Here is a 20,929-nt window from a genome sequence, read left to right on the forward strand (position 1 = left end):
GATACGCGGCGCGCGGTGTCCGCATGCGCCGCGCGCGGACGCCGCGGCGATGTGTCGCCGGCCCGCGGACGGCCGCGCGGGGTGCATCGCGCAGGAGGACGCGCGTATACTGTGGAACCTCCTTGGCCGCCAGATTCCGGCTTTTTCCGGTCATCCGGCACGCCGCATCCCCCTTCCCCAAAGAGTCCGAATCGCCAGACGTGGACAGTCTCCTGAAGCAGTTTGCGCAGTCGTCGCAGTTCGGCGCCAATGCCGCCTATATCGAAGACCTGTACGAGCAGTACCTCGTGGATCCCGACAGCGTCGGGGCGGACTGGAAACGGTGGTTCGATACGTTCAAGGGCCGCGAGGCCGGCGACGTGCCGCACTCGGCGGTGCTGTCCGCCGTCGCCGACGCCGGCCGCCAGGCCGCACGCGGCGTGGTCCAGGCCCAGGCCTCGGGCGCCGGTGACGAGCGCGAGCGCCACGTCGGCCGCCTGATCACCGCCTACCGCTCGCGCGGCCACCTGGGCGCCAGGCTCGACCCGCTGGACATGACCCCGCCGGTCAATCCGCCGGACCTGGGCCTGCCGTTCCATCAGCTCACCGAAGCCGACCTCGACGACGAATTCAGCACCGGCGGCGTCGGCGGCCAGCCGCGCATGAAGCTGCGCGACCTGCTGGCGCTGCTCAAGGCGACCTATGCCGGTCCGATCGGCGCCGAGTTCATGCACATCCCGGACTTCGAGCAGCGCAACTGGCTCTACACCCGGCTCGAGAACGCAGGCGGCCGGTTCGCGCGCAGCGCCGAGGAGAAGAAGCGCATTCTCGAGCGGCTGACCGCGGCCGAGGGCCTGGAGCGCTACCTGCACACCAAGTACGTCGGCCAGAAGCGCTTCTCGCTCGAAGGCGGCGACGCGCTGATCCCGCTGCTCGACAACGTCATCCAGCGCGCCGGCAAGGACGGCGTCAAGGACATCGTCATCGGCATGGCCCACCGCGGCCGCCTCAACGTGCTGGTCAACACGCTCGGCAAGAACCCGCGCCGGCTGTTCGACGAGTTCGAGGGCAAGTTCGAGCACCACGACGACGACCGCGCGCACACCGGCGACGTGAAGTACCACATGGGCTTCTCGGCCGACCTGGCCACGCCCGGCGGCGCCGTGCACCTGGCACTCGCGTTCAACCCCTCGCACCTCGAGATCGTCAACCCGGTGGTCGCCGGCAGCGTCCGGTCGCGCCAGCACCGCCGCCGCGACACCGAGCGCAAGGTCGTGTTGCCGGTGCTGCTGCACGGCGACGCGGCATTCGCTGGCCAGGGCGTGAACATGGAGCTGTTCCAGATGTCGCAGGCCCGCGGCTTCGCGGTCGGCGGCACCGTGCATGTGGTCATCAACAACCAGGTTGGCTTCACCACCAGCGACCGCCAGGACGCGCGCTCCACGCTGTACTGCACCGATGTGGCGAAGATGGTCGGCGCCCCGGTGCTGCACGTGAATGCCGACGATCCGGAGGCCGTGGTGTTCTGCGCCGAGCTGGCCTACGACTTCCGCCAGACCTTCGGCAAGGACGTGGTCATCGACCTGGTCTGCTACCGCCGCCACGGCCACAACGAGGCCGACGAGCCGGCGGCGACGCAGCCGCTGATGTACCAGGTGATCCGCAAGCACAAGACGCCGCGCGAGCTCTACGCCGCGCAGCTGGCGGCCGAGGGCGTACTCGCCGAGGCCGACGCCAAGGCCATCGTCGATCGCTATCGCGACAAGCTCGACGCGGGCGAGGTCACCGTCGAGCTGGCCGAGACCAAGCCGAACGACTACGAGCTGACGATCGACTGGGATCCCTACCTCGCCGGCCGGCTGAGCGACACGCCCGACACCACGGTGTCGGTCGACAAGCTCAAGTCGCTGGCGCAGACGATCACCACCCTGCCCGATTCGGTGCACCTGCACCCGCGCGTGGCCAAGATCTACGAGGACCGCCGGAAGATGGCCGCCGGCGAAATCCCCGGCGACTGGGGCTTTGCCGAGAACCTCGCCTACGCGACCCTGCTCGATGCCGGCAACCGGCTGCGACTGGTCGGCCAGGACAGCGGCCGCGGCACGTTCTTCCACCGCCACGCGGTGCTGCACGACCAGCAGGAAGGCGACGACTACATCCCGCTGCGCCAGCTGGTGAAGAACCCCGAGGACGCGACGATCATCGACTCGCTGCTCAGCGAGGAGGCGGTGATGGCGTTCGAGTACGGCTACGCGTCGTCCGAGCCGGGCACGCTGTGCATCTGGGAAGGCCAGTTCGGCGACTTCGCCAACGGCGCCCAGGTCGTCATCGACCAGTTCCTGTCCTCGGGCGAGGCCAAGTGGCAGCGCCTGTGCGGCCTGGCGCTGTTCCTGCCGCACGGCTACGAAGGCCAGGGCCCCGAGCACAGCTCGGCCCGCCTGGAGCGCTTCCTGCAGCTGTGCGCGCTCGAGAACATGATGGTCTGCGTGCCGACCACGCCGGCGCAGGCGTTCCACATGATCCGCCGCCAGCTGTGCATGACCACGCGCAAGCCCCTGGTGGTCATGACGCCGAAGTCGCTGCTGCGCCACAAGCTCGCGGTCTCGACGCTCGACGAACTGGCCAACGGCGAGTTCCAGCACCTGATCCCCGACCGCGAGGCCGATCCCAAGCGGGTCGAGCGCGTCGTGGTGTGCTCGGGCAAGGTCTACTACGACCTGCTCGAGGAGGCGCGCAAGCAGTCGCTGGACAACGTCGCCCTGCTCCGCGTCGAACAGCTCTACCCGTTCCCGCGCGCGCAGCTGAGCGCCGAGCTGGCCCGCTTCGGCAACGCCAAGGCGGTCGTCTGGTGCCAGGAAGAGCCGCAGAACCAGGGCGCCTGGTACCAGATCAAGCACCACCTCGAGTTCTGCACCGGCGACGGCCAGGCTCTGCACTACGCCGGCCGCGCCCGCTCGCCGTCGCCGGCGGTCGGTCATTTCAACGACCACGTCGCCGAGCAGCAGCAGCTCATCGCCGACGCGCTGGTCAATGCGCTCGGCGGCAAGGTCCTGTCCGAGTAATCCCGATCGCACCCCCACATTCCACGCTTTTCCCAGGAAGCCAACATGGCCACTGAAATCAAAGTCCCGGTCCTGCCCGAATCCGTTTCCGACGCCACCATCGCCACCTGGCACAAGAAGGCCGGCGACGCGGTCAGCCGCGACGAGAACATCGTCGATCTGGAGACCGACAAGGTCGTGCTCGAAGTGCCCTCGACGGTCGACGGCGTGATCAAGGAGATCAAGTTCGAGGAAGGCGCGACGGTCAACAGCCAGCAGGTCATCGCGATCATCGAGGAAGGCGCCGCCGCGGCCGCGCCGCCGGCCGCCGAATCGGGCAACCAGGACAAGGAAGCGCCGGCCGCCGGCGCCGAGGAAGTGCAGTCCAAGTCGCAGGCCAAGCAGGCCGACGACAAGGCGCCGTCCTCGACCAAGCCGCAGTCGGTGTCGGGCGGCAAGACCGGCGACCTGCCCCCGGGCGCGCGCTTCACCGCCGAGAGCAAGGGCATCGACCCGTCGCAGGTCGAGGGCACCGGCCGCCGCGGCGCGGTCACCAAGGAAGACCTGCTCAACTACGCCGCGGGCAAGACCCCGGGCGTGTCGGGCGGCGCCCGTCCCGAAGAGCGCGTGCCGATGACCCGCATCCGCAAGCGCATCGCCGAGCGCCTGATGCAGTCCAAGGAATCGATCGCGATGCTGACCTCGTTCAACGAGGTCAACCTGGGCAAGGTGATGGCGCTGCGCAAGGAGCTGGGCGAGCAGTTCCAGAAGGAACACGGCATCAAGCTCGGCTTCATGAGCTTCTTCGCCAAGGCCGTGGCCAATGCGCTGCAGCGCTACCCGGTCATCAACGCCTCGGTCGACGGCGACGACATCATCTACCACGGCTACGCCGACATCTCGATCGCGGTCTCGACCGACAAGGGCCTGGTCACGCCGGTGCTGCGCAACGTCGAGCGCATGGGCTTTGCCGAGATCGAGCAGGGCATCGCCGACTACGCAAAGAAGGCGCGCGACGGCAAGCTGGGGCTGGACGACCTGCAGGGCGGCACGTTCACGATCACCAACGGCGGCACCTTCGGCTCGCTGATGTCCACGCCGATCGTCAACCCGCCGCAGTCGGCGATCCTGGGCATGCACGCGATCAAGGAACGCGCGATCGTCGAGAACGGCCAGGTCGTCGCCGCCCCGATGATGTACATCGCGATCTCCTACGACCACCGCATCATCGACGGCAAGGACGCGGTGCTGTTCCTGGTCGACATCAAGAACCAGCTGGAAAATCCGCATCGCATGCTGCTCGGGCTGTAAGCCCGAGCAGCACGGGAAACGGGATTCGGGATTCGGGATGACCGGCCTCCGGCCGTTGAAAGCCGGCGACGCCGGCTCCCGCTCCTCCCGGTCCCGAATCCCGCATCCCCAATCCCGTTGTGAGGGAATGAAATGACCGAAAAATTCGATGTCGTCGTCATCGGCGCCGGCCCCGCGGGCTACCACGCCGCGATCCGCGCCGCGCAGTTGGGCATGAAGGTCGCGTGCATCGACGCCGCGCTGGGCAAGGACGGCAAGCCCGCGCTCGGCGGCACCTGCCTGCGCGTGGGCTGCATCCCGTCGAAGGCGCTGCTCGATTCCTCGCGCCAGTTCTGGAACATGGGCCACATCTTCGGCGACCACGGCATCAGCTTCAAGGACGCGAAGATCGACGTCGAGGCGATGGTTGGCCGCAAGGACAAGATCGTCAAGCAGTTCACCGGCGGCATCGCGATGCTGTTCAAGGCGAACAAGGTCGCGCCGTACTACGGCTTCGCCACGCTGCACCCCGATCGCGTGGTGAAGGTGAAGCAGCACGACGGGTCGGAGATTGAACTGACCGGCACCAACGTCATCATCGCCGCCGGCTCGGATTCGATCGAACTGCCGTTCGCGAAGTTCGACGGCGAGACCATCGTCGACAACGTCGGCGGCCTGGACTTCACCGAGGTGCCCAAGCGTCTCGCCGTGATCGGCGCGGGCGTGATCGGCCTGGAGCTGGGCAGCGTGTGGAAGCGGCTGGGGAGCGAAGTCACGATCCTCGAGGCCCTGCCCGACTTCCTCGCCGCGGCCGATGCCGAAGTCGGCAAGGCCGCGCTGAAGGAATTCAAGAAGCAGGGCCTGGACATCAAGCTCGGCGCGAAGGTCTCCAAGACCGAAGTCACCGGCAAGGGCAAGAAGAAGGAAGTCGTCGTCAGCTACGCCGACAAGGACGGCGAGCAGTCGATCACCGTCGACAAGCTGCTGGTCGCCGTGGGCCGCAGGGCCGCCAGCAAGGGGCTGCTGGCCGAAGGTACCGGCGTGAAGCTGACCGAGCGCGGCCAGATCGAGGTCGACGACCACTGCCACACCGGCGTCGACGGCGTCTGGGCGATCGGCGACTGCGTGCGCGGCCCGATGCTGGCGCACAAGGGCTTCGAGGAAGGCATCGCCGTCGCTGAGCTGATCGCCGGCCTGCCCGGCCACGTCAACTTCGACACGATCCCCTGGGTGATCTACACCGAGCCCGAGCTGGCCTGGGTCGGCAAGACCGAGCAGCAGCTCAAGGCCGAGGGCATTCCGTACAAGGCGGGCAGCTTCCCGTTCGCCGCCAACGGCCGCGCGGTCGCGATGGTCGAGCCCGCGGGCTTCGTGAAGGTGCTCGCGCACGCCGAGACCGATCGCGTGCTGGGCATGCACCTGGTCGGCGCCAATGTCTCCGAGCTCGTGCACGAGGGCGTGCTGACGATGGAGTTCAAGGGCTCGGCCGACGACCTGGCCCGGATCTGCCACGCGCACCCCTCGCTGTCGGAAGTCGTCCACGACGCCGCGATGGCCGTCGACAAGCGCGCGATCCACAAGGCGAACTGACGTTCGCCTCGGGATTGGGATTCGGGAATCGGGATTCGCAGAAGCCGCTTTCCATCCCGATCCGACTCTGGCGCCGGGCCGAAAGCCCGGCGTCTTCTTTTGCGAATTCCCCACTCCGAATCCCGGATCCCGATGAAAAGCCTCTGTGTCTATTGCGGCTCCAATGCCGGCAGCAAACCCGTCTATGCCGAACGCGCGATGGCGCTGGGCGATCGCATCGCCCGCGACGGGCTGCGCCTGGTCTACGGCGGCGGCAACGTCGGCCTGATGGGCACCGTCGCCAATGCGGTGCTCGAAGGCGGCGGCGAGGTCACCGGCGTCATCCCCCAGCAGCTCGCCGACTGGGAGGTCGCGCACCGCGGCCTGACGACGCTTGAGATCGTCGACTCGATGCACGCGCGCAAAATGCGCATGTTCGAACTGTCGGACGCCTTCGTCGCCCTGCCCGGCGGCTTCGGCACGATGGAGGAGATCTTCGAGATGCTGACCTGGCGCCAGCTGGGCATCGGCAACAAGCCGTGCGCATTCCTCGACATCGACGGTTTCTACGCGCCGCTGATCGGCATGATCGACCGGATGGTCGAGGAGCGGTTCCTGCATCCCGACCAGCGCGCCGACCTGTGGTACGGCGACGATATCGACGCGATGCTCGCGTGGATGCGAGGCTATACGCCGGCGCGGGCGGAAAAGTGGATCGACGAGAAGCGTCGAAGCGTTTTGAAGTAAAAGCATCGCCTGACGCGGCAATGTCAGGTCGCGTGGCGACGCGTTCTGCACACAGGGCCCACGCGTTCGCCCGACGCGAGAGAATCCCGTAGGAGCGCGCTCGCGCGCGATGGGGCCGTGGCGCGAACCTCCCATCGCGCGCGAGCGCGCTCCTACAGGGAGGGTCGGTTGTCGACGCCACAGCCCAGTAGGCTCGGCGCTGTCCGTGTCACGGCGACGCGACCAGCGGCACCGGCGCATGCGGCGCGAGCAGTTCGATCTCGGCCAGTTGCAGCCGGCCGGGCGTGTCGAAGCGCAGGCGGTAGCGGTCGAACGCACCGGGGGCGGCGATCCGGAACGGCCGGGTCTGGCCCGGCCAGCGGAATGCTTCCCCGTCGCGCCTGTCCACGACCTGCCAGGCGCCGTCGCCACGGCTGGCCTCCAGTGTCCAGCCAGCCTTCGGGATCGCACGATCGCCGCTGGTGAGCGTGTAGAAGGTCGGCGTGACCGGCGTTTCTAGCGCGATATCGATCTCGACCGGGTCCCCGCGCAACGCGACCGCCGTGCCGGCATCGTCGTCGACCAGCCGCGCGCCCACACCGTCGCCCGACACCGCGACCTGGGCGCCCGGGCCGATCGCGTCGGCCAGCGTCGTGGGCGCCTGCCCGGCCGGCGTCAGCGACGGCGGCGCATCCTCGGGCCGGCTGCCCCAGGTCGACGGGGTCGGCCCCATGACGAAGTCCAGCGTCGCGCCGGCCGCCAGCACGCTGTGCGGGATCGACGTCGAGGTCCACGGCCGGCCGTCGACGCGCAACGACTGCACGTAGACGTTCTCCGGCGAATTGCCCGGCGCGTTGACGGTGAGCGTCCGGCCGCCCGGCAGTGCGAGCGTCAGCCGCTCGAACAGCGGCGAGCCGATCACCCAGTCCGGCGACCCCATGCGCAGCGGATACAGGCCGGCGGCCGCCAGCACGTACCAGGCCGACATCTCGCCATTGTCCTCGTCGCCCGGGTAGCCCTGGCCGATCTCGCTGCCCAGGTACAGCCGCGCCAGCGCCTCGCGCACGATGCGCTGGGTCTTCCACGGCTGGCCCGCGTACAGGTACATCCAAGGGATGTGGTGCGCGGGCTGGTTGCTGTGCGCGTACATGCCCATGCGCACGTCGCGCGCCTCGGTCATCTCGTGGATCAGGTAGCCGCGCGGCCCGGAGAGTTCGACCTTCGCCTGCTCGGGCGTGGCGAAGAACGCATCGAGCTTCGCGGCCAGCGCCTCGCGTCCGCCGTGCAGCGCGGCCAGGCCGTTGCCGTCGTGCGGCGCGGTGAACGCGAACGTCCAGCCGTTGGATTCGGTGTAGTCGTTGCCCCACACGCGCGGATCGTACTGCGCGGCCGGCACGCGCCAGCGCCCGTCCGGCCCGCGGCCCTGGAAGAAGCCCACGCCGCGGTCGAACACGTTGGCGTAGCCGGCCGCGCGGTAGCGGAAGTACTCGGCTTCTTCGGCGTAGCGCCGTTGCAGGCGCGGGTCGGTCGCGCGCCCGGCCAGTCGCGTCGCCATGTCCGCGATGCCGAAGTCGTTGAGCACGCCCTCCATCGTCCACGACATGCCGCCGTCGGTCTCGGTGTCGACGTAGCCGCGGAACGTGCCGCGCGCCAGCCCCTTGCGGCCGACGTGACGGCTGGGCGGCAGCACCGTGGCGTTCTTCAGCGCGGCCTCGTAGGCGAGCCCGGCATCGAAGCCTTCGATCCCACGCGCCCAGGCGTCGGTGAACGCGACGTCCGAGCTGGTGCCCACCATCAGGTCCGCGTAGCCCGGTGACGACCAGCGCGCCACCCAGCCGCCGGCGCGGTACTGCTCGAGGAAGCCGTCGACCAAGTCGCCGGTGCGCTCGGGCGCCAGCAGCGCGTAGGCCGGCCACGTCGTGCGGAAGGTGTCCCAGAAGCCGTTGTTGACCTGGACCCTGCCGTCGCGCACCGGGGCGAAGCTGCGCGCGGGGTTGCCGTCGGCGTTGTCGTCCGAGGCGCTGTTCTGGCTGGCATAGCGCCAGTCGGGCGCGGCGTCGGTCCCGGCGTTCTCTGCGCCGGAGTTGGGATACAGGAACAACCGGTAGAGGTTGGAGTACAGCGTGACACGCTGGTCCTCGGTGGCGCCGTCCACGTCGATGCGGCCCAGCAACGCGTCCCATTGCGCGCGGGCGCGCGCGGCGACGCTGTCGACGGTGTCCTCCGGCGCCAACTCCAAGGCCAGGTTGTGCCGGGCCTGCTCGAGCGAGATCAGCGAGGTCGCGATGCGCATGGTCACCCGGCGGGTGCCGGGCGCGAACTTGACGTAGCCGGTGGGACGCCCGGTCTCGATCGCGCCGCTGCGCTGCCATGGCTGGTCGAAGGTCGCATGGACGAACATGCGCGTCGCGCCGGTCGACAACCCGCTGCGCACGTCGGTGTAGCCCGACAGCATCTGGGTCTCCGCATCGAGCGTCAGTCCGCCGCGATCGTCGACGTTGTCGAACAGCAGGTTGGCGTCGGCGCCGACGGGGAACGCGAACTCGAACAGCGCCGCGTGGTCGGTGGGCGCCAGCGCGACCGCGATGCCGTTGTCGAAACGCACCTGGTAGGTGTGGGGGCGCGCCAGCTCGTGCGCACGCGAGAACGGCAGCGCGCGGGCGACGCGGTCGGCCTGCGGCACGCCCCGCCCGATCGACGGCATCACCTGGAAGGTCTGGCGGTCGCCCATCCACGGGCTGGGCTGGTGGCTGAGCGAGAAGGCCTGCAGCCGTGGCCGGTTGTCGGCGTCGTTGTGCTCGTGCCAGCGGTAGAGCCACGAGAGCGTGCCGGCATCGGTCGCGGGCGTCCAGAAGTTGAAGCCATGCGGCACCGCGGTCGCGGGGAAATTGTTGCCGCGCGAAAACCTGCCGTTGGAGTGGGTGCCGCGCGTGGTCACGACCCAGTCGCTGGGCGAGCCGCGGTGCGCCACCGGCGTCTCGCCCAGGGCGATGTCGTCCAGCCAGCCCTGCGCGATGCGCCCGTCGCCGGGCTGCAGGTCGAGTTCCAGTGCCACGATGCGCCGGCCGCGCAGCGCCGGCACGTCGCCCAGGCGCACGGCCTTGCGCGCCCACTGCTGCGGATACAGGGCCTGCGATGCGCCCTGCGCCTGCGCGCCCAGCGCGACGCCGTGCTGGTCGCGCGCGCCGGCGGTCGACACCCGCGTGCCGTCGTCGAGGACCGCGTCGAGCGAGACGTACGTGGATGCGACGAGGTCGTCGCCGACGATCTCCGGCAGCACCAGCCACGACAGCGTGGTGTCGGCCGCGACGTGCACGTCCACGTCGAACAGCCGCACCCGGCCGCCGATGCCCCGGTACTGCAGCGCCTGCAGGCCGGTGTAGCCGGTCGAGGGCTTGGCGGCATAGGGGTCCGCGGGACCCGGGCCCACCTGCAGTCGCAGCGTATCGCCGTGGACCGGCAGCGGCTGCGGCTGGTCGCGTTCGAACGAGGTGGCGAACGCCGCCTGCGCTGCCGCTGCGCCAGGCATCGCCAGCAGGAGGGCCGCCGCCAGGCGCAGGCCCCGCGTCGCATGTGCATGTGTCATCGAACCGCTCGTCTGTTGTTGTGATGGACGCGGCCGCGCGCAGCGGGGGTCTCCCCAGCCCGGCCGGCCCGTGGCGTGGTCTGCAAGCGGCGTCCACGGCGCTGCAGTCTTCGGGAACTCAGGGCCGCGACGGCCAGGCGAAGTCGGCGACGACCGGGAAATGGTCGGACGGATAGCGGCCGTCGGCCTGGTCGGTCGCGGTCTCGACGTGCCGCACGTCCAGACCCCGGAACAGGATCCAGTCGATGCGGTCCGTCGGCTTGCCGGTGAACGCGTGCACGGTCGCCTCCGGCCCGGTGCGATGCGGCGCGGCCTGCCAGGCATCGCGCAGCGGACCGGCGAGTCGGCGGTGCGTCGGCGAGCCGGGTACGGCGTTGAAGTCGCCGGTCACCACGACCGGGACGTCCGCCGGCAGGCGCGCGATGCGCGCCAGCAGCAGCTCGGCGCACCGCTCGCGCAGGGGCTCGGCATCGGCGGTGTGCGGGAAGTGGGTGTTGAACAGGTAGAACTCGCGCCCGCTGGCGCGGTCCCGGAACCGCCCCCACGTCGCCATGCGCGGCATCGCCAGGCCGAAGTTGTCGCTGCCCGGCACGTCGGGCGTGTCCGACAGCCAGAAATGCCCCTGCTCGCGCAGTTCGAGCCGACGGACGTCGTAGAACACGCCCATGTGCTCGTTGCCGTTGCCGTCGGTGTCGTCGCCGTTGCGGCCCGTTCCGAACCACGCATAGCCCGGCAGGTGCGCGTCGACGTACAGCGCCTGCCCGCGCAGCAGTTCCTGCGTGCCGACGAGATGCGGACGCCGGCGCGCGATCGTCTCGACCAGCAGGTCGCGGCGGGCGTCCCAGACGTTGGCGCCGTCGCCGGGCGCCGCGTAGCGGACGTTGAAGCCCATCACCCGCAGGTCGGGTGACGGCGCGTCGGCGCCGGCGGCGGACGCGGGCACGGACAGCGCCGCCAGCGCCGTCAGCAGCAGGCCCAGCGGCAGCCGCAATGCGCGGCGGATCGAAACGGTCATGGCATCTCCATCGTTCATGGGACGGGCCGCATCCGTGGGACGCGGCCCCGAGGGCGTCAGTCGAGGTCGTAGCTCACCGTCAACGCATAGGTCGCACCGTAGTTGTTGAGGTTGCGCATCGTCTGGTAGTGCTCGCCCACCGTCTGGTACTGGTCCTCGTTGAACACGTTCGCGGCGCTCAGTCCCACCGTCCAGCGCGGGTCGATCCGGGTCACCCAGGCGATGTCGGTCACCGAGCGGGAACGGAAGCCGCGGTTGCCCCACTCGTTGGCGCCGATGGTGAAGATGTGCTTGCCGGTGTAGTTGCGCGACACCGTCAACCGGCTGTCGCGCCACGGCACGTGCCAGGTCACGCCGAGATTGGCGAGCTTGTCGGGCTGGGTCGCCAGCTGGTCGATCCGGCGCGAGCCTTCCGACCAGGTGTAGGTCATCTCGCCGTCCATGCGCGTGGCGTTGAACATGACGTCGAAGCGCTGGCCCCACAGCGGCATGTCGCGGCTGACGACCGACAGTTCCACGCCGCGCACGCTGGAATCGTCGAGGTTGCGCGGCGTGGTGATCGTGGTCAGCAGGCCGTCGGCGTCGATGCGTTCTTCGCTGATGCCGACGATGTTGTCCTCGATCGCCTTGTGGAACAGCGCCAGCGACACGTAGCCGCTGTTGCCGTTGAAGTACCTCTCTACCGACACGTCGAGATTGCGCGAGCGCAGCGGCTCGAGATCCGGATTGCCGCGCGAGAGCGTGCAGTCGCCGGTGTCGGCATTGCAGTTCAGCACCTCGGCCTGGGCGATGTTGGACGGGATCGGACGGCCGATCGTCCTGCTGGCGCTCAAGCGCAGGTTGACGTCGTCGCGCACGCGCGCGACCAGGTTGAACGACGGCAGCAGGTTGTCGTAGCCGCCCGCGTTGGTCGTCGTCCCGGTCACCACCCCGCCTTCGATCGCAGGCGTGTAGGCCTTGAATGCGGTGTCGTCGTAGCGCACGCCCACGATCGCCTGGATCAGGTCGGTGGCGTAGTGCAGCGACAGGTAGGCATCGCGGATCTTCTCCACATAGCGGAAATCCGAGGCCTGGCTCTGGTACGCGGTCGCGACGTCGTTCAACCCCAACCCCGACCACCCGCCGCCCTCGACGAAGCGCGGAGTGTCGAAGAACGGCAACGCGTACATCGCGTGCGGATACCGCCAGCCCGGATCGTAGAGATGGTCGCTGTAGTCGCCGCCCACCTGGTGCACCCGCCGGGTGTGATCGGTGTTCACGTCCAGGCGCTTGTGTTCCAGGCCCGCGGCGAACCCGAGGCCACGCGCCTCGGCCCCGATGTTGCGGGTGAAGTCCAGACGCACGTTGCCCAGGCCGGCGGTCGCGTACGTGCGGTTCGCGCCTGCGCCGCTCAGCAGGTACGGCGTGTTACCGATGATGCCCGGATCGTCCAGGCCGACCACGTTGAAGATCTCGCCGGGGCCGGACGACGCGTAGTGCAGCCGCTCGCCGGGGCCGGGCTCCGCGCGCAGGCGGACGCTGTCGCTGGTGCCATGGGAGCGGTCGCGGGTGTAGCCGGCACGCAGGCCCAGCCACTGGTCGCCTTCCGACCATTCCAGGCCGGTGAGCAGGCCGCGGTTGTTCCGGGCCAGCACGCGGTCCTCGAAGATCACCTCCATCGCCTGGATGTCCTTCGTACCGGACGTCGGCGTCTGCCCCGCCACCGCCTGCCGGGTGACGAACTGGAACCCGTTCTCGGTCCGCCGCTCCTCGAGTCCGTAACCGAACACCAGCATGGACGCACGCAACGGGCTGTTGCTGGGCATCCACTCGAGCTTGGCCGAACCGCCGTAGCTGTTGATCCAGCGGTTGTCCGCGTAATAGGCGATGGCGTTGGGCGCCACCATGCCGTTCCAGCCCGCGGCCGGCAGGGGGCCGCCGATCGGCGCGCCATCGTTGTCGAAGAAGTGGTGCGAGGTCTGGAAGAGCTTGTTCTGCGAGGTCTGGAACTGCTGCTGGCGCAGCGACACGGTGATCCCGAACTGGTCGTCGTCGCCGAAGACGGTGGAGTAACGCCCCTTGAGCCCGCCGCCCCAGCGCGAGGTGGTGCGCGGCATCGAATTGGCGCCGTCGTCGTTGCTCAGGTCGTGGTAATTGGCGCTCCCCTCGACATGCAGGGCATGCCGGCCGTGGTCGAACGCGCTGCCGCTGATCAGGTCGATGCTGGCACCCACGCCGTCGGCCGCCTGCTCGGCGGAGAAGGTCTTGTAGATGTCGATGCGGTCGGCGATGTCGTTGGGGATCATCTGCAGGTTGATCTTGCGCTCGCCGCCGCCCTCGTCGCCGACCGAGGCCATCGTGATGCCGTCGATCGTGGTGCTGTTGATGTTGGGCGAGATGCCGCGCACCGAGACGTAGCGCGGCTGGTCCTCGTCGCGCATCAGGCTCACGCCGGGCGCGACCAGCAGCTTCTGCGCGATCGAGTCTTCCTGGCTGGTGACCTGGATGCTGTTCTCGTCGAGCGAGTCGACGGTCACGCCGGCGTTGCGCTTGCTGCGCACCGCGTTGTCGGTGACGACCGCCGCGGTGACCTGGACGGCATCGAGGGTGCGGGCCGCGTCCGGCGACGCGTCGTCGGCCACGGCCTGCCCGACCGCGACCGCCAGTGCGACCGCGAGCAGCGTGCGCGGCAGCGCGTGCGTCCGTGTCCCGGCGCCTGTACCGGCGCGCGTGCCGTCCACGACGTTGCGCCCATTGCGGTCCGGCCGCGGCGCGGCCTGCGATGCCCAACTCTGCTGCATGACGATTTCCTGCTGTTCGGTTCGACGGGGAGATGACGCTGAATCGATCCAATCCGGAGAGGCCGAGCCTGTGACGCAGCGACCTCGCCTGGAGAATGGACACGTGTGGACCGGTCTCGCACCAAAGCGCTGCCGAGGCCCTGTCACCGGTCGCCCGCACGCTGTTTGAATCGATTTAAGTCGCGCACATTATCGTCGCGATGTGACAGTCGCGCGTCAGCATCGGGCGTCGCCATGCCCGGCGGCCGACGCGGGACGGCCGTCGGTGCGCCCCACCATTCCGTGCCGAGAGCGGCAGCACGCCTCTGTATCCTGAGCGGCCCCGACATTCGACGAGGTGCTCCGATGGCTATCCCCGCAAGCTTCGATGCCTTCCGCATCCACGACGACGCGCCCGGCCATCGCAGCGGCCTGGAGCGCATCGCCCTGGACGCGCTGTCCGACGGCGAGGTCGTGATCCGCGCCGTGCATTCTTCGGTCAACTACAAGGACGCGCTTGCCGGTACCGGCAAGGGCCGCATCCTGCGACGCTTCCCGCTGGTCGGCGGCATCGATGTCGCCGGCCACGTCGCCGCCTCGCGCGACCCCGCGTTCCGCGAGGGCGATGCGGTACTGGTCACCGGCTGCGGGCTGTCGGAGACGCGCGACGGCGGCTATGCGCAGTACGTACGCGCGCCCGCATCCGCGGTCGTCGCCCTGCCCGACGGGTTGAGCCTGCGCGAGAGCATGATCCTGGGCACCGCCGGCTTCACCGCGGCGCTGGCACTGCTGCGCATGCAGGCCAACCGGCAGACCCCGGCGCTCGGCCCGCTGGCGGTCACCGGCGCCACCGGCGGCGTCGGCTCGCTCGCCGTCGACATCTTCGCCCGCGCCGGCTACGAGGTGCACGCGATCAGCGGCAAGGCCGACCAGGCCGACTACTTGCGCGGGCTCGGCGCCAGCGCGGTGCTCGGGCGAGACGCGCTGCGCGCCGGCAAGCCGCTGGAGACGCCGTGCTACGGCGGCGGCCTGGACAACGTCGGCGGGCCGATGCTGGTCGGCCTGCTGGCGCGGACCGCGTTCTACGGCAACGTGGTCAGCGCCGGCCTGGCCGCGAGCGCGGACCTCGATGCGACGGTCATGCCGTTCATCCTGCGCGGCGTGTCGCTGATCGGCGTCACCTCGGCCAACGCGCCACGCGACCTGCGCGAGGCGGTGTGGCAGCGGCTCGCCGGCGACTGGCGACCGCGCCACCTGGAGACGATCTGCACGCGGGAGATCGGGCTGGCCGAGCTGCCGGACACCTTCGCGCGCCTGCTCGCCGGCGGCGCGGTCGGCAGGACGCTGGTCACGATCTGATCCGGCCGCGCCGGCGGCCGGCCGCCTCAGGCCTCGCCGGAGAACGCCTCGCGCAGCGTGCCATAGGCCGCGGTCTGCGCCTCGGTGCGCGGCGTCGGCGCCTGGATCTCGAGTTCGACGAGCTGGTCGCCGGCCGCGGCGCCGCCGCTGCCCGGCAGGCCGCGTCCGCGCAGCCGCAGCTTGCGGCCGGCCTCCGAGCCGGGCGGGATCTTCAGCTCGACCCGGCCGCCGAGCGTCGCCACGCTGAGCGTCGCACCGAGCGCGGCGTCCCACGGCGCGACCGGCAGCGAGTGGATGATGTTGCGCCCGTCGACCTCGAAGTCGGGATGGGCGGCGTACTCGATCTCCAGCAGCAGGTCGCCGCCGTGCTGGCCCTGCCCCGGCAGACGCACGACCTGGCCGGGCCGGATGCCCTTGGGGATGCGCACGTCGAAGGTCTTGCCCAACACCGGCACGCGGACGCTGTCGCCGCGGTAGACCGTCTCCAGCGGCACCGCCAGTCGCGCGCGCGTGTCGCCGCGCGGCGCATGCCCGCGGGTGCCGGGCCCGGCCTGTCCGCCGAAGCCGCCGCCGGCGCGCCGGCCGAACAGTTCCTCGAAGAAGTCGCTGAAGCCGCCGCCGGCACCGCCACCGGCGAAGATCTCGTCGAAGTCCACGCCGCCCGCGCCGGGTCCGCCGAAGCCGCCGGGCGGCGGCCGGACCTCGTCGCCGGGACGGTAGCCGCGTGCGCGCAACTGGTCGTAGGCCTTGCGCTTGTCGGGATCGCGCAGGGCCTCGTAGGCCTCGTTGATCGCCTTGAACGTCTCTTCGGCGCCGGCCTCCTTGCTGACGTCGGGATGGTACTTGCGTGCCTTGCGGCGATAGGCGGTCTTGATTTCCGCGTCGCCGGCATTCGGCTCGACGCCGAGAATCTCGTAGTAATCCTTGAACTGCATGTGGGGAGTTCCAATGCGGCGCCGCGGCGCCGCGACAATGGGGATCGCCGGATCCGGGGGCCGGATGCGACAGCGGCCCGCAGGATACCTGCAGGCCGCCGTGTCCGTCGTCGTCGCCACGCCGCGCGGATCGCGCGGCGCGTCACGGGCGCCCGCTTACGCCTGGGAGGCCGCGTCCTGCGCCGCACCGACCTGGATCCGCCGCGGCGTGGTCTCGGGCCGCTTGGGGATGCTGATCTCCAGCACGCCGTTGTGCCCGGTCGCGGTGATCGCGTTGGCGTCGGCGCTGTCGGGCAACGAGAAGCGGCGGTGGAAATGGCCGGTCGCGCGCTCGATCCGCGAGAAGCGCACGTCGCCGCGCCCCGCTTCGCCACCCTCGGCGGCGTCGCCGCCGGTGCGCGTGCGGCGCTCGCCCTTCAGGCTCAGGATGCCCTTGTCCATCCAGATCTCGACGTCCTGCGGATCGATGCCCGGCAGATCGGCCAGGATCACGAACCGGTCGCGCTCCTCGTGGATGTCCACGCGCGGGACCCACTGGCTGGTGACGACCGAGGACTCGTCCTGGGCGTCGCCGCCCTGCACGAACTGGTCGAAGAAACGCCGCATCTCGTCCTGGAACGTCGCGCGCTCGGTGCGGGCCGGCTGGCGGGCGACGGCACGGTAGGCTTCATGTCGCATGGGATGACTCCGTGTTGAAAGGCGGCCCCGTCGGCCGCGATGTCCCGGATCTGGGAACCGGCGCGCCGGTTTCAAGCCGTCCCGGCGACGCCGTGCGCGAGCGGATAGACTGCGTTCACCCTGTCCCCCGCGAGTCCACCATGACCATCCAGATCGGCGACGCCATTCCCGAGGTGACGCTCAAGCACATCAACGACGGCGTGCGCGTCATCGACACCCCGACCGTGTTCTCCGGCAAGCACGTCGTGCTGTTCGCCGTGCCCGGCGCATTCACGCCGACCTGTTCGGAACGCCACCTGCCCGGCTTCGTCGAACACTTCGACGCGTTCCGCAGCCGCGGCATCGACGTGGTCTGCATCGCGGTCAACGATCCGTTCGTGATGCAGGCCTGGGGCGAGAGCGTCGGCGTGCCCGACGGCCTGCAGATGCTCTCCGACGGCAACGCCGATTTCGTGCGCGCACTCGGGCTGGAGATGGACGCGACCGCCTACGGTATGGGCACGCGCGCCAAGCGTTTCGCGCTGTACGCCGAGGACGGCGTGGTCCGGCAGCTGTTCGTCGAGGCGCCCGGCGAATTCAAGGTGTCGTCGGCCGAGCACGTGCTGGCGAGCCTGGACTGAGGCATGCGCCCCCTGTAGGAGCGCGCTCGCGCGCGAGGAGCTTCATCGGGAAAGCTTCATCGCGCGCGAGCGCGCGCCTACAGGGCCCGGTGCTCCCTCATCACTGCGCCACCCGGAATGCCACGCTCCGCCACGCACCGTCGTCCGCCAGCGCCGTCAGCGTGTGTGCGCCCGCGGTGTCGAACTCGTGCCGCAGCCATTGCGTGCCACGCGTCTGGCCGATCCACCGGCCATCGAGCAGCCACTGCACCCCGCCCTCGCTGCCGAGGGCCCGCAATTGCAGGCGCACGCCGTGCGCGCTGCCCGGGGGCCGCAGCAGCGTCACGCCGTCCTCCAGACCCTCGATGTGCAACGCACCGGCCGCCTCGCGGCCGTCGGGCCGGCAGTCCGGTGCCAGCGGCGGCAGCTGCGCAGCGCGCCGCGTGGCCGCCGGCAGCCAGGGCGAGACCAGCGCCGGCCAGCGCGCGATCGCACGCGATGCGCGCGGGTGCGGTGCGTCGCAGTCGGCCGACAGCCGCCGGCCGCTGCGCGCGTCGACATCGAAACGCACACGCCCCGCGCTCCAGCGGCGCGCATCGCGCTCGGCGAAGGTCGGCGGCACGTTGCCGTCCAGCGTCCAGGCATCGAGCCGGCGCTGGCACAGCGCCGGTTCCTGCGCGTCGGCGGCGGTGCCCAGCGGCCAGCAGACCTCGACCTCGCGCACGTTGCGCGGCGGCGGCGCACGCTGCCCGTCGCCCCGCGCACGCGGCAGGCTGTCGACGGTCTCGAGCAGCAGCGGCAACGCGGTGATCGCGCCGTACTGGCCCGGCAGCGGCGTGCCGTCGGGCCGTCCGACCCACACGCCGACCGTGTAGCGGTGCGTGCCGCCGAGCGCCCACGCGTCGCGGTAGCCGTAGCTGGTGCCGGTCTTCCACGACACCCTCGGCCGGTCCCCGGTGTCGAACGTGCCGGCGCGCCCGCCGGGCCGGTCGGCCGATTCGAGGATCTCGCGCACGATCCACGCCGCACCGGGCGACAGCAGCCGGCGGTCCCGCGGCGCGGCATCAGGCGTGTAGCGCACGCGGCCGGCGATCCCGTCGCGATGGAGCGCCGCGTGCGTGCCGACCAGCTGCTCGAGCGTCGCCCCGGTCCCGCCCAGGATCAGCGACAGGTTCGGCACCGCCCCGCGCGGGAAGCGCAGCGTGACGCCGGCGTTGTCGAGCCGGGCGGCGAACCGCGCAGGGCCCACCCGGTCGAGCAGGTCCACCGCCGGCACGTTCAACGACAGCCGCAGCGCATCGGCGGCGGCGACCGGCCCGTTGAACGCGGCGTCGAAGTTGCCGGGGCGATAGCCGCCGAACGACTGCGGCGCATCGACCAGCAGGCTGGCCGAGTGGATCAGTCCGTCGTCGAGCGCCATGCCGTAGAGGAACGGCTTGAGCGTCGAGCCCGGCGAGCGCCACGCGCGCACCATGTCGACGTGGCCCAACCGCGCGCGGTCGCCGAACTCGACCGAGCCGACGTAGGCCAGCGCCTCCAGGCTGGCGTTGTCGACGACCAGCAGCGCCGCCGAGGTGCGCTCGGGCAGCTGCGAGAAGTAGCTCGCGACCCGCTGCTCGAGCATGCGCTGCAGGCCGACGTCGATCGTCGAGACGATCCGTGCCTGCCCGGGGTTCGCCGCGCGCAATCGCTGCGCGAGCAGCGCGGCGTGCAGCGGCGGCCGCAGGCTGCGCGCCACGACCGGCTCGATCTTCGCATCGTCGACATCCGCGCGCGTCCACGTGCCCAGCGCGACCATGCGCTCGAGCACCTTGTCGCGCGCCGCGCGCGCCGCCCCGGGCGCGCGGTCGGGACGCAGCCGGCTCGGCGCCTGCGGCAGCACCGCCAGCAGCGCCGCCTCGGCCCGCGACAACCGCGCCGCCGGCTTGCCCAGGTAGGCCCAGCTGGCCGCCTCGACGCCCTCGATCGTGCCGCCGAACGGCGCGCGCGTGAGGTACAGCGTCAGGATCTCGTCCTTGGACAGATGCGCCTCGAGCTGCAACGCGCGCAGCAGCTGCACCAGCTTGCCGCGCAGCGTGCGCCCGCGCGCAGGCTGCGGATCGAGGATGCGCGCGACCTGCATCGTCAACGTCGAGCCGCCCGAGACGATCCGCCCGCCCCGCGCCCACTGCCAGGCCGCCCGCGCCATCGCCGGCGGATTGACGCCCGGATGGCGCCGGAACCAGCGATCCTCGTAGCCGAGCAGCGCCTGCAGGTAGTACGGCGACACGCTCGCCGGCGTCGCCGGATGGCGCCAGACGCCATCGGCATCGGCGAACGCACGCAGCGGCGTGCCGTCGCGCGCGACCACCAGCACGCTCGCGTCCTCGCGCGTGGGCAACTGCGGCGGGAACGCCAGGTCGAGCGCGAGCAGCGACAGCAGCAGCGTTACCGTGCCCCAGCGCAGCCAGGGCAGCAGCCGGCGCCCCCACGTCCGGACGCGCTGTTCGCCGCGCTCAGGCCTCAACGCGTCGCTCCCTGGTCGTACGCTCCGGCCGACGGCAGGCGCACACGGGCCACGCTGCCCGGCGGCTCGTCGCGCGCCAGCAACTGCAGGCTGCCCGCCTGCGCCTCAAGGATCTGCCGCGACAGCACCAGCCCAATCCCCGAACCACCGGGCTTGGTGGTGAAGAACGGCACGAACAGGTTGTCGCTCGCCGGCAGGCCGGGCCCGCGATCGGCGATCGAGATCCGCACGTGGTCGCCGTCGAGGTCACAGACCACCTCGACCTCCCTGCCCTCGGCATTGGCCTCCAACGCGTTGCGCAACAGGTTGATCAGGACTTGCTCCAGCTGGTCGGCGTCGGCGATCACCCGCAATGGCGGCACCGTACGCAGACGCACCCGTCCATCGCCGATCAAGCGGTGCACGCGTCGCAGGTGCTCGTCGAGCGCGACCGGCGCGAGCACCGGCGGCGGCAATCGCGCCAGACGTGCGTAACCGCCGAGGAACCGCTGCAGCGCGAGGCTGCGCTGTTCGATCAGGCGCAGGCCGCCGAGTGCATCGTCGCGACTTTCGGCCGGCAGCGGCACACCCGCACCCGGCAGCAGGCGCTGCAAGGTGTCGGCCATCGACGCGATCGGCGCCAGCGAATTGTTGATCTCGTGCCCGAGCACGCGCAGCAGGCGCCGGAAGGCCTGCGCCTCCTCCTCGCGCAGGGCACGCTCCATCGGCTGCATCACCAGAAGGCGCCCCGCCTGGCTGCGGCTGCGCAGCGCGGCATGGCTGATCTGCCAGCGCCCGGCCTGTCCGCCGAAACGCTGCGCGTGTAATGCGCCACTCGGCAACGCGAACAGAGGCGCCAGACCAAGCGTCGTCGCGTCCTTGCCGAGTGCCGTCGCTGCGGGTCGCCC

Annotated in this window: 13 protein-coding genes; 6 read left to right on the top strand and 7 right to left on the bottom strand. The window is 70.6% G+C overall.

From position 1 onward, the window contains the following. Positions 1–200: 200 nt before the first annotated feature. The 4 genes from WQ56_RS01470 to WQ56_RS01485 all read left to right on the top strand — a co-directional run bounded on the left by WQ56_RS01470 (position 201) and on the right by WQ56_RS01485 (position 6,626). The gene (locus tag WQ56_RS01470; RefSeq protein ID WP_047135264.1) at positions 201–3,041 is read left to right on the top strand and encodes a 2-oxoglutarate dehydrogenase E1 component; all 2,841 of its coding nucleotides are present in this window, start codon (positions 201–203) and stop codon (positions 3,039–3,041) included. Between the two features lie 45 nt (positions 3,042–3,086). Further along, positions 3,087–4,331, top strand: coding sequence for a dihydrolipoyllysine-residue succinyltransferase (gene sucB, locus WQ56_RS01475; RefSeq protein ID WP_047135265.1), 1,245 nt, complete (start codon positions 3,087–3,089; stop codon positions 4,329–4,331). A gap of 132 nt (positions 4,332–4,463) precedes the next feature. After that, positions 4,464–5,900: a dihydrolipoyl dehydrogenase gene (gene lpdA, locus WQ56_RS01480; RefSeq protein ID WP_047135266.1), complete on the top strand. Its 1,437-nt coding sequence runs from the start codon at positions 4,464–4,466 to the stop codon at positions 5,898–5,900. 132 nt (positions 5,901–6,032) lie between these two features. Then, positions 6,033–6,626 carry a TIGR00730 family Rossman fold protein gene (locus WQ56_RS01485; RefSeq protein WP_047135267.1) on the top strand — a complete coding sequence of 198 codons (594 nt, stop codon included), beginning with the start codon at positions 6,033–6,035 and terminating at the stop codon, positions 6,624–6,626. 208 nt (positions 6,627–6,834) lie between these two features. Here WQ56_RS01485 and WQ56_RS01490 read toward each other — a convergent pair whose 3' ends face one another. From WQ56_RS01490 to WQ56_RS01500, 3 genes are all read right to left on the bottom strand, one after another. After that, on the bottom strand, positions 6,835–10,191 hold the full coding sequence (locus tag WQ56_RS01490; protein WP_047135268.1) for a GH92 family glycosyl hydrolase: 3,357 nt from the start codon (positions 10,189–10,191) through the stop codon (positions 6,835–6,837). A 118-nt stretch (positions 10,192–10,309) separates the two neighbouring features. Next, positions 10,310–11,206: an endonuclease/exonuclease/phosphatase family protein gene (locus WQ56_RS01495; protein WP_156170178.1), complete on the bottom strand. Its 897-nt coding sequence runs from the start codon at positions 11,204–11,206 to the stop codon at positions 10,310–10,312. A 56-nt stretch (positions 11,207–11,262) separates the two neighbouring features. After that, a complete protein-coding gene (locus WQ56_RS01500) occupies positions 11,263–13,986 on the bottom strand; it encodes a TonB-dependent receptor (protein ID WP_047135269.1) in 2,724 nt (907 codons plus the stop codon). A 345-nt stretch (positions 13,987–14,331) separates the two neighbouring features. Between WQ56_RS01500 and WQ56_RS01505 the strand changes: the two genes are divergently transcribed. Then, complete coding sequence (locus tag WQ56_RS01505) at positions 14,332–15,324, top strand: YhdH/YhfP family quinone oxidoreductase (protein ID WP_047135270.1); 993 nt, start codon at positions 14,332–14,334, stop codon at positions 15,322–15,324. A 26-nt stretch (positions 15,325–15,350) separates the two neighbouring features. Here WQ56_RS01505 and WQ56_RS01510 read toward each other — a convergent pair whose 3' ends face one another. Next, entirely contained in the window at positions 15,351–16,259 is a 909-nt protein-coding gene (locus WQ56_RS01510; RefSeq protein ID WP_047135271.1) for a DnaJ C-terminal domain-containing protein, read from the bottom strand. A gap of 156 nt (positions 16,260–16,415) precedes the next feature. Continuing rightward, on the bottom strand, positions 16,416–16,865 hold the full coding sequence (locus WQ56_RS01515) for an Hsp20/alpha crystallin family protein (protein WP_047135349.1): 450 nt from the start codon (positions 16,863–16,865) through the stop codon (positions 16,416–16,418). A gap of 212 nt (positions 16,866–17,077) precedes the next feature. On the opposite strand from WQ56_RS01515, the gene WQ56_RS01520 reads away from it, so the two are divergent. Continuing rightward, positions 17,078–17,557 carry a peroxiredoxin gene (locus tag WQ56_RS01520; protein WP_047135272.1) on the top strand — a complete coding sequence of 160 codons (480 nt, stop codon included), beginning with the start codon at positions 17,078–17,080 and terminating at the stop codon, positions 17,555–17,557. A 100-nt stretch (positions 17,558–17,657) separates the two neighbouring features. Here WQ56_RS01520 and pbpC read toward each other — a convergent pair whose 3' ends face one another. Next, positions 17,658–20,042 carry a penicillin-binding protein 1C gene (gene pbpC, locus WQ56_RS01525; RefSeq protein WP_047135273.1) on the bottom strand — a complete coding sequence of 795 codons (2,385 nt, stop codon included), beginning with the start codon at positions 20,040–20,042 and terminating at the stop codon, positions 17,658–17,660. Next, the gene (locus WQ56_RS18970) at positions 20,039–20,557 is read right to left on the bottom strand and encodes an ATP-binding protein (RefSeq protein ID WP_231583318.1); all 519 of its coding nucleotides are present in this window, start codon (positions 20,555–20,557) and stop codon (positions 20,039–20,041) included. Before WQ56_RS18970 ends, pbpC begins: the two co-directional genes overlap by 4 nt. Positions 20,558–20,929: the final 372 nt, after the last annotated feature.

It is taken from the genome of Luteimonas sp. FCS-9 (genome assembly GCF_001014645.1).
Classification (GTDB): Bacteria; Pseudomonadota; Gammaproteobacteria; order Xanthomonadales; family Xanthomonadaceae; genus Luteimonas.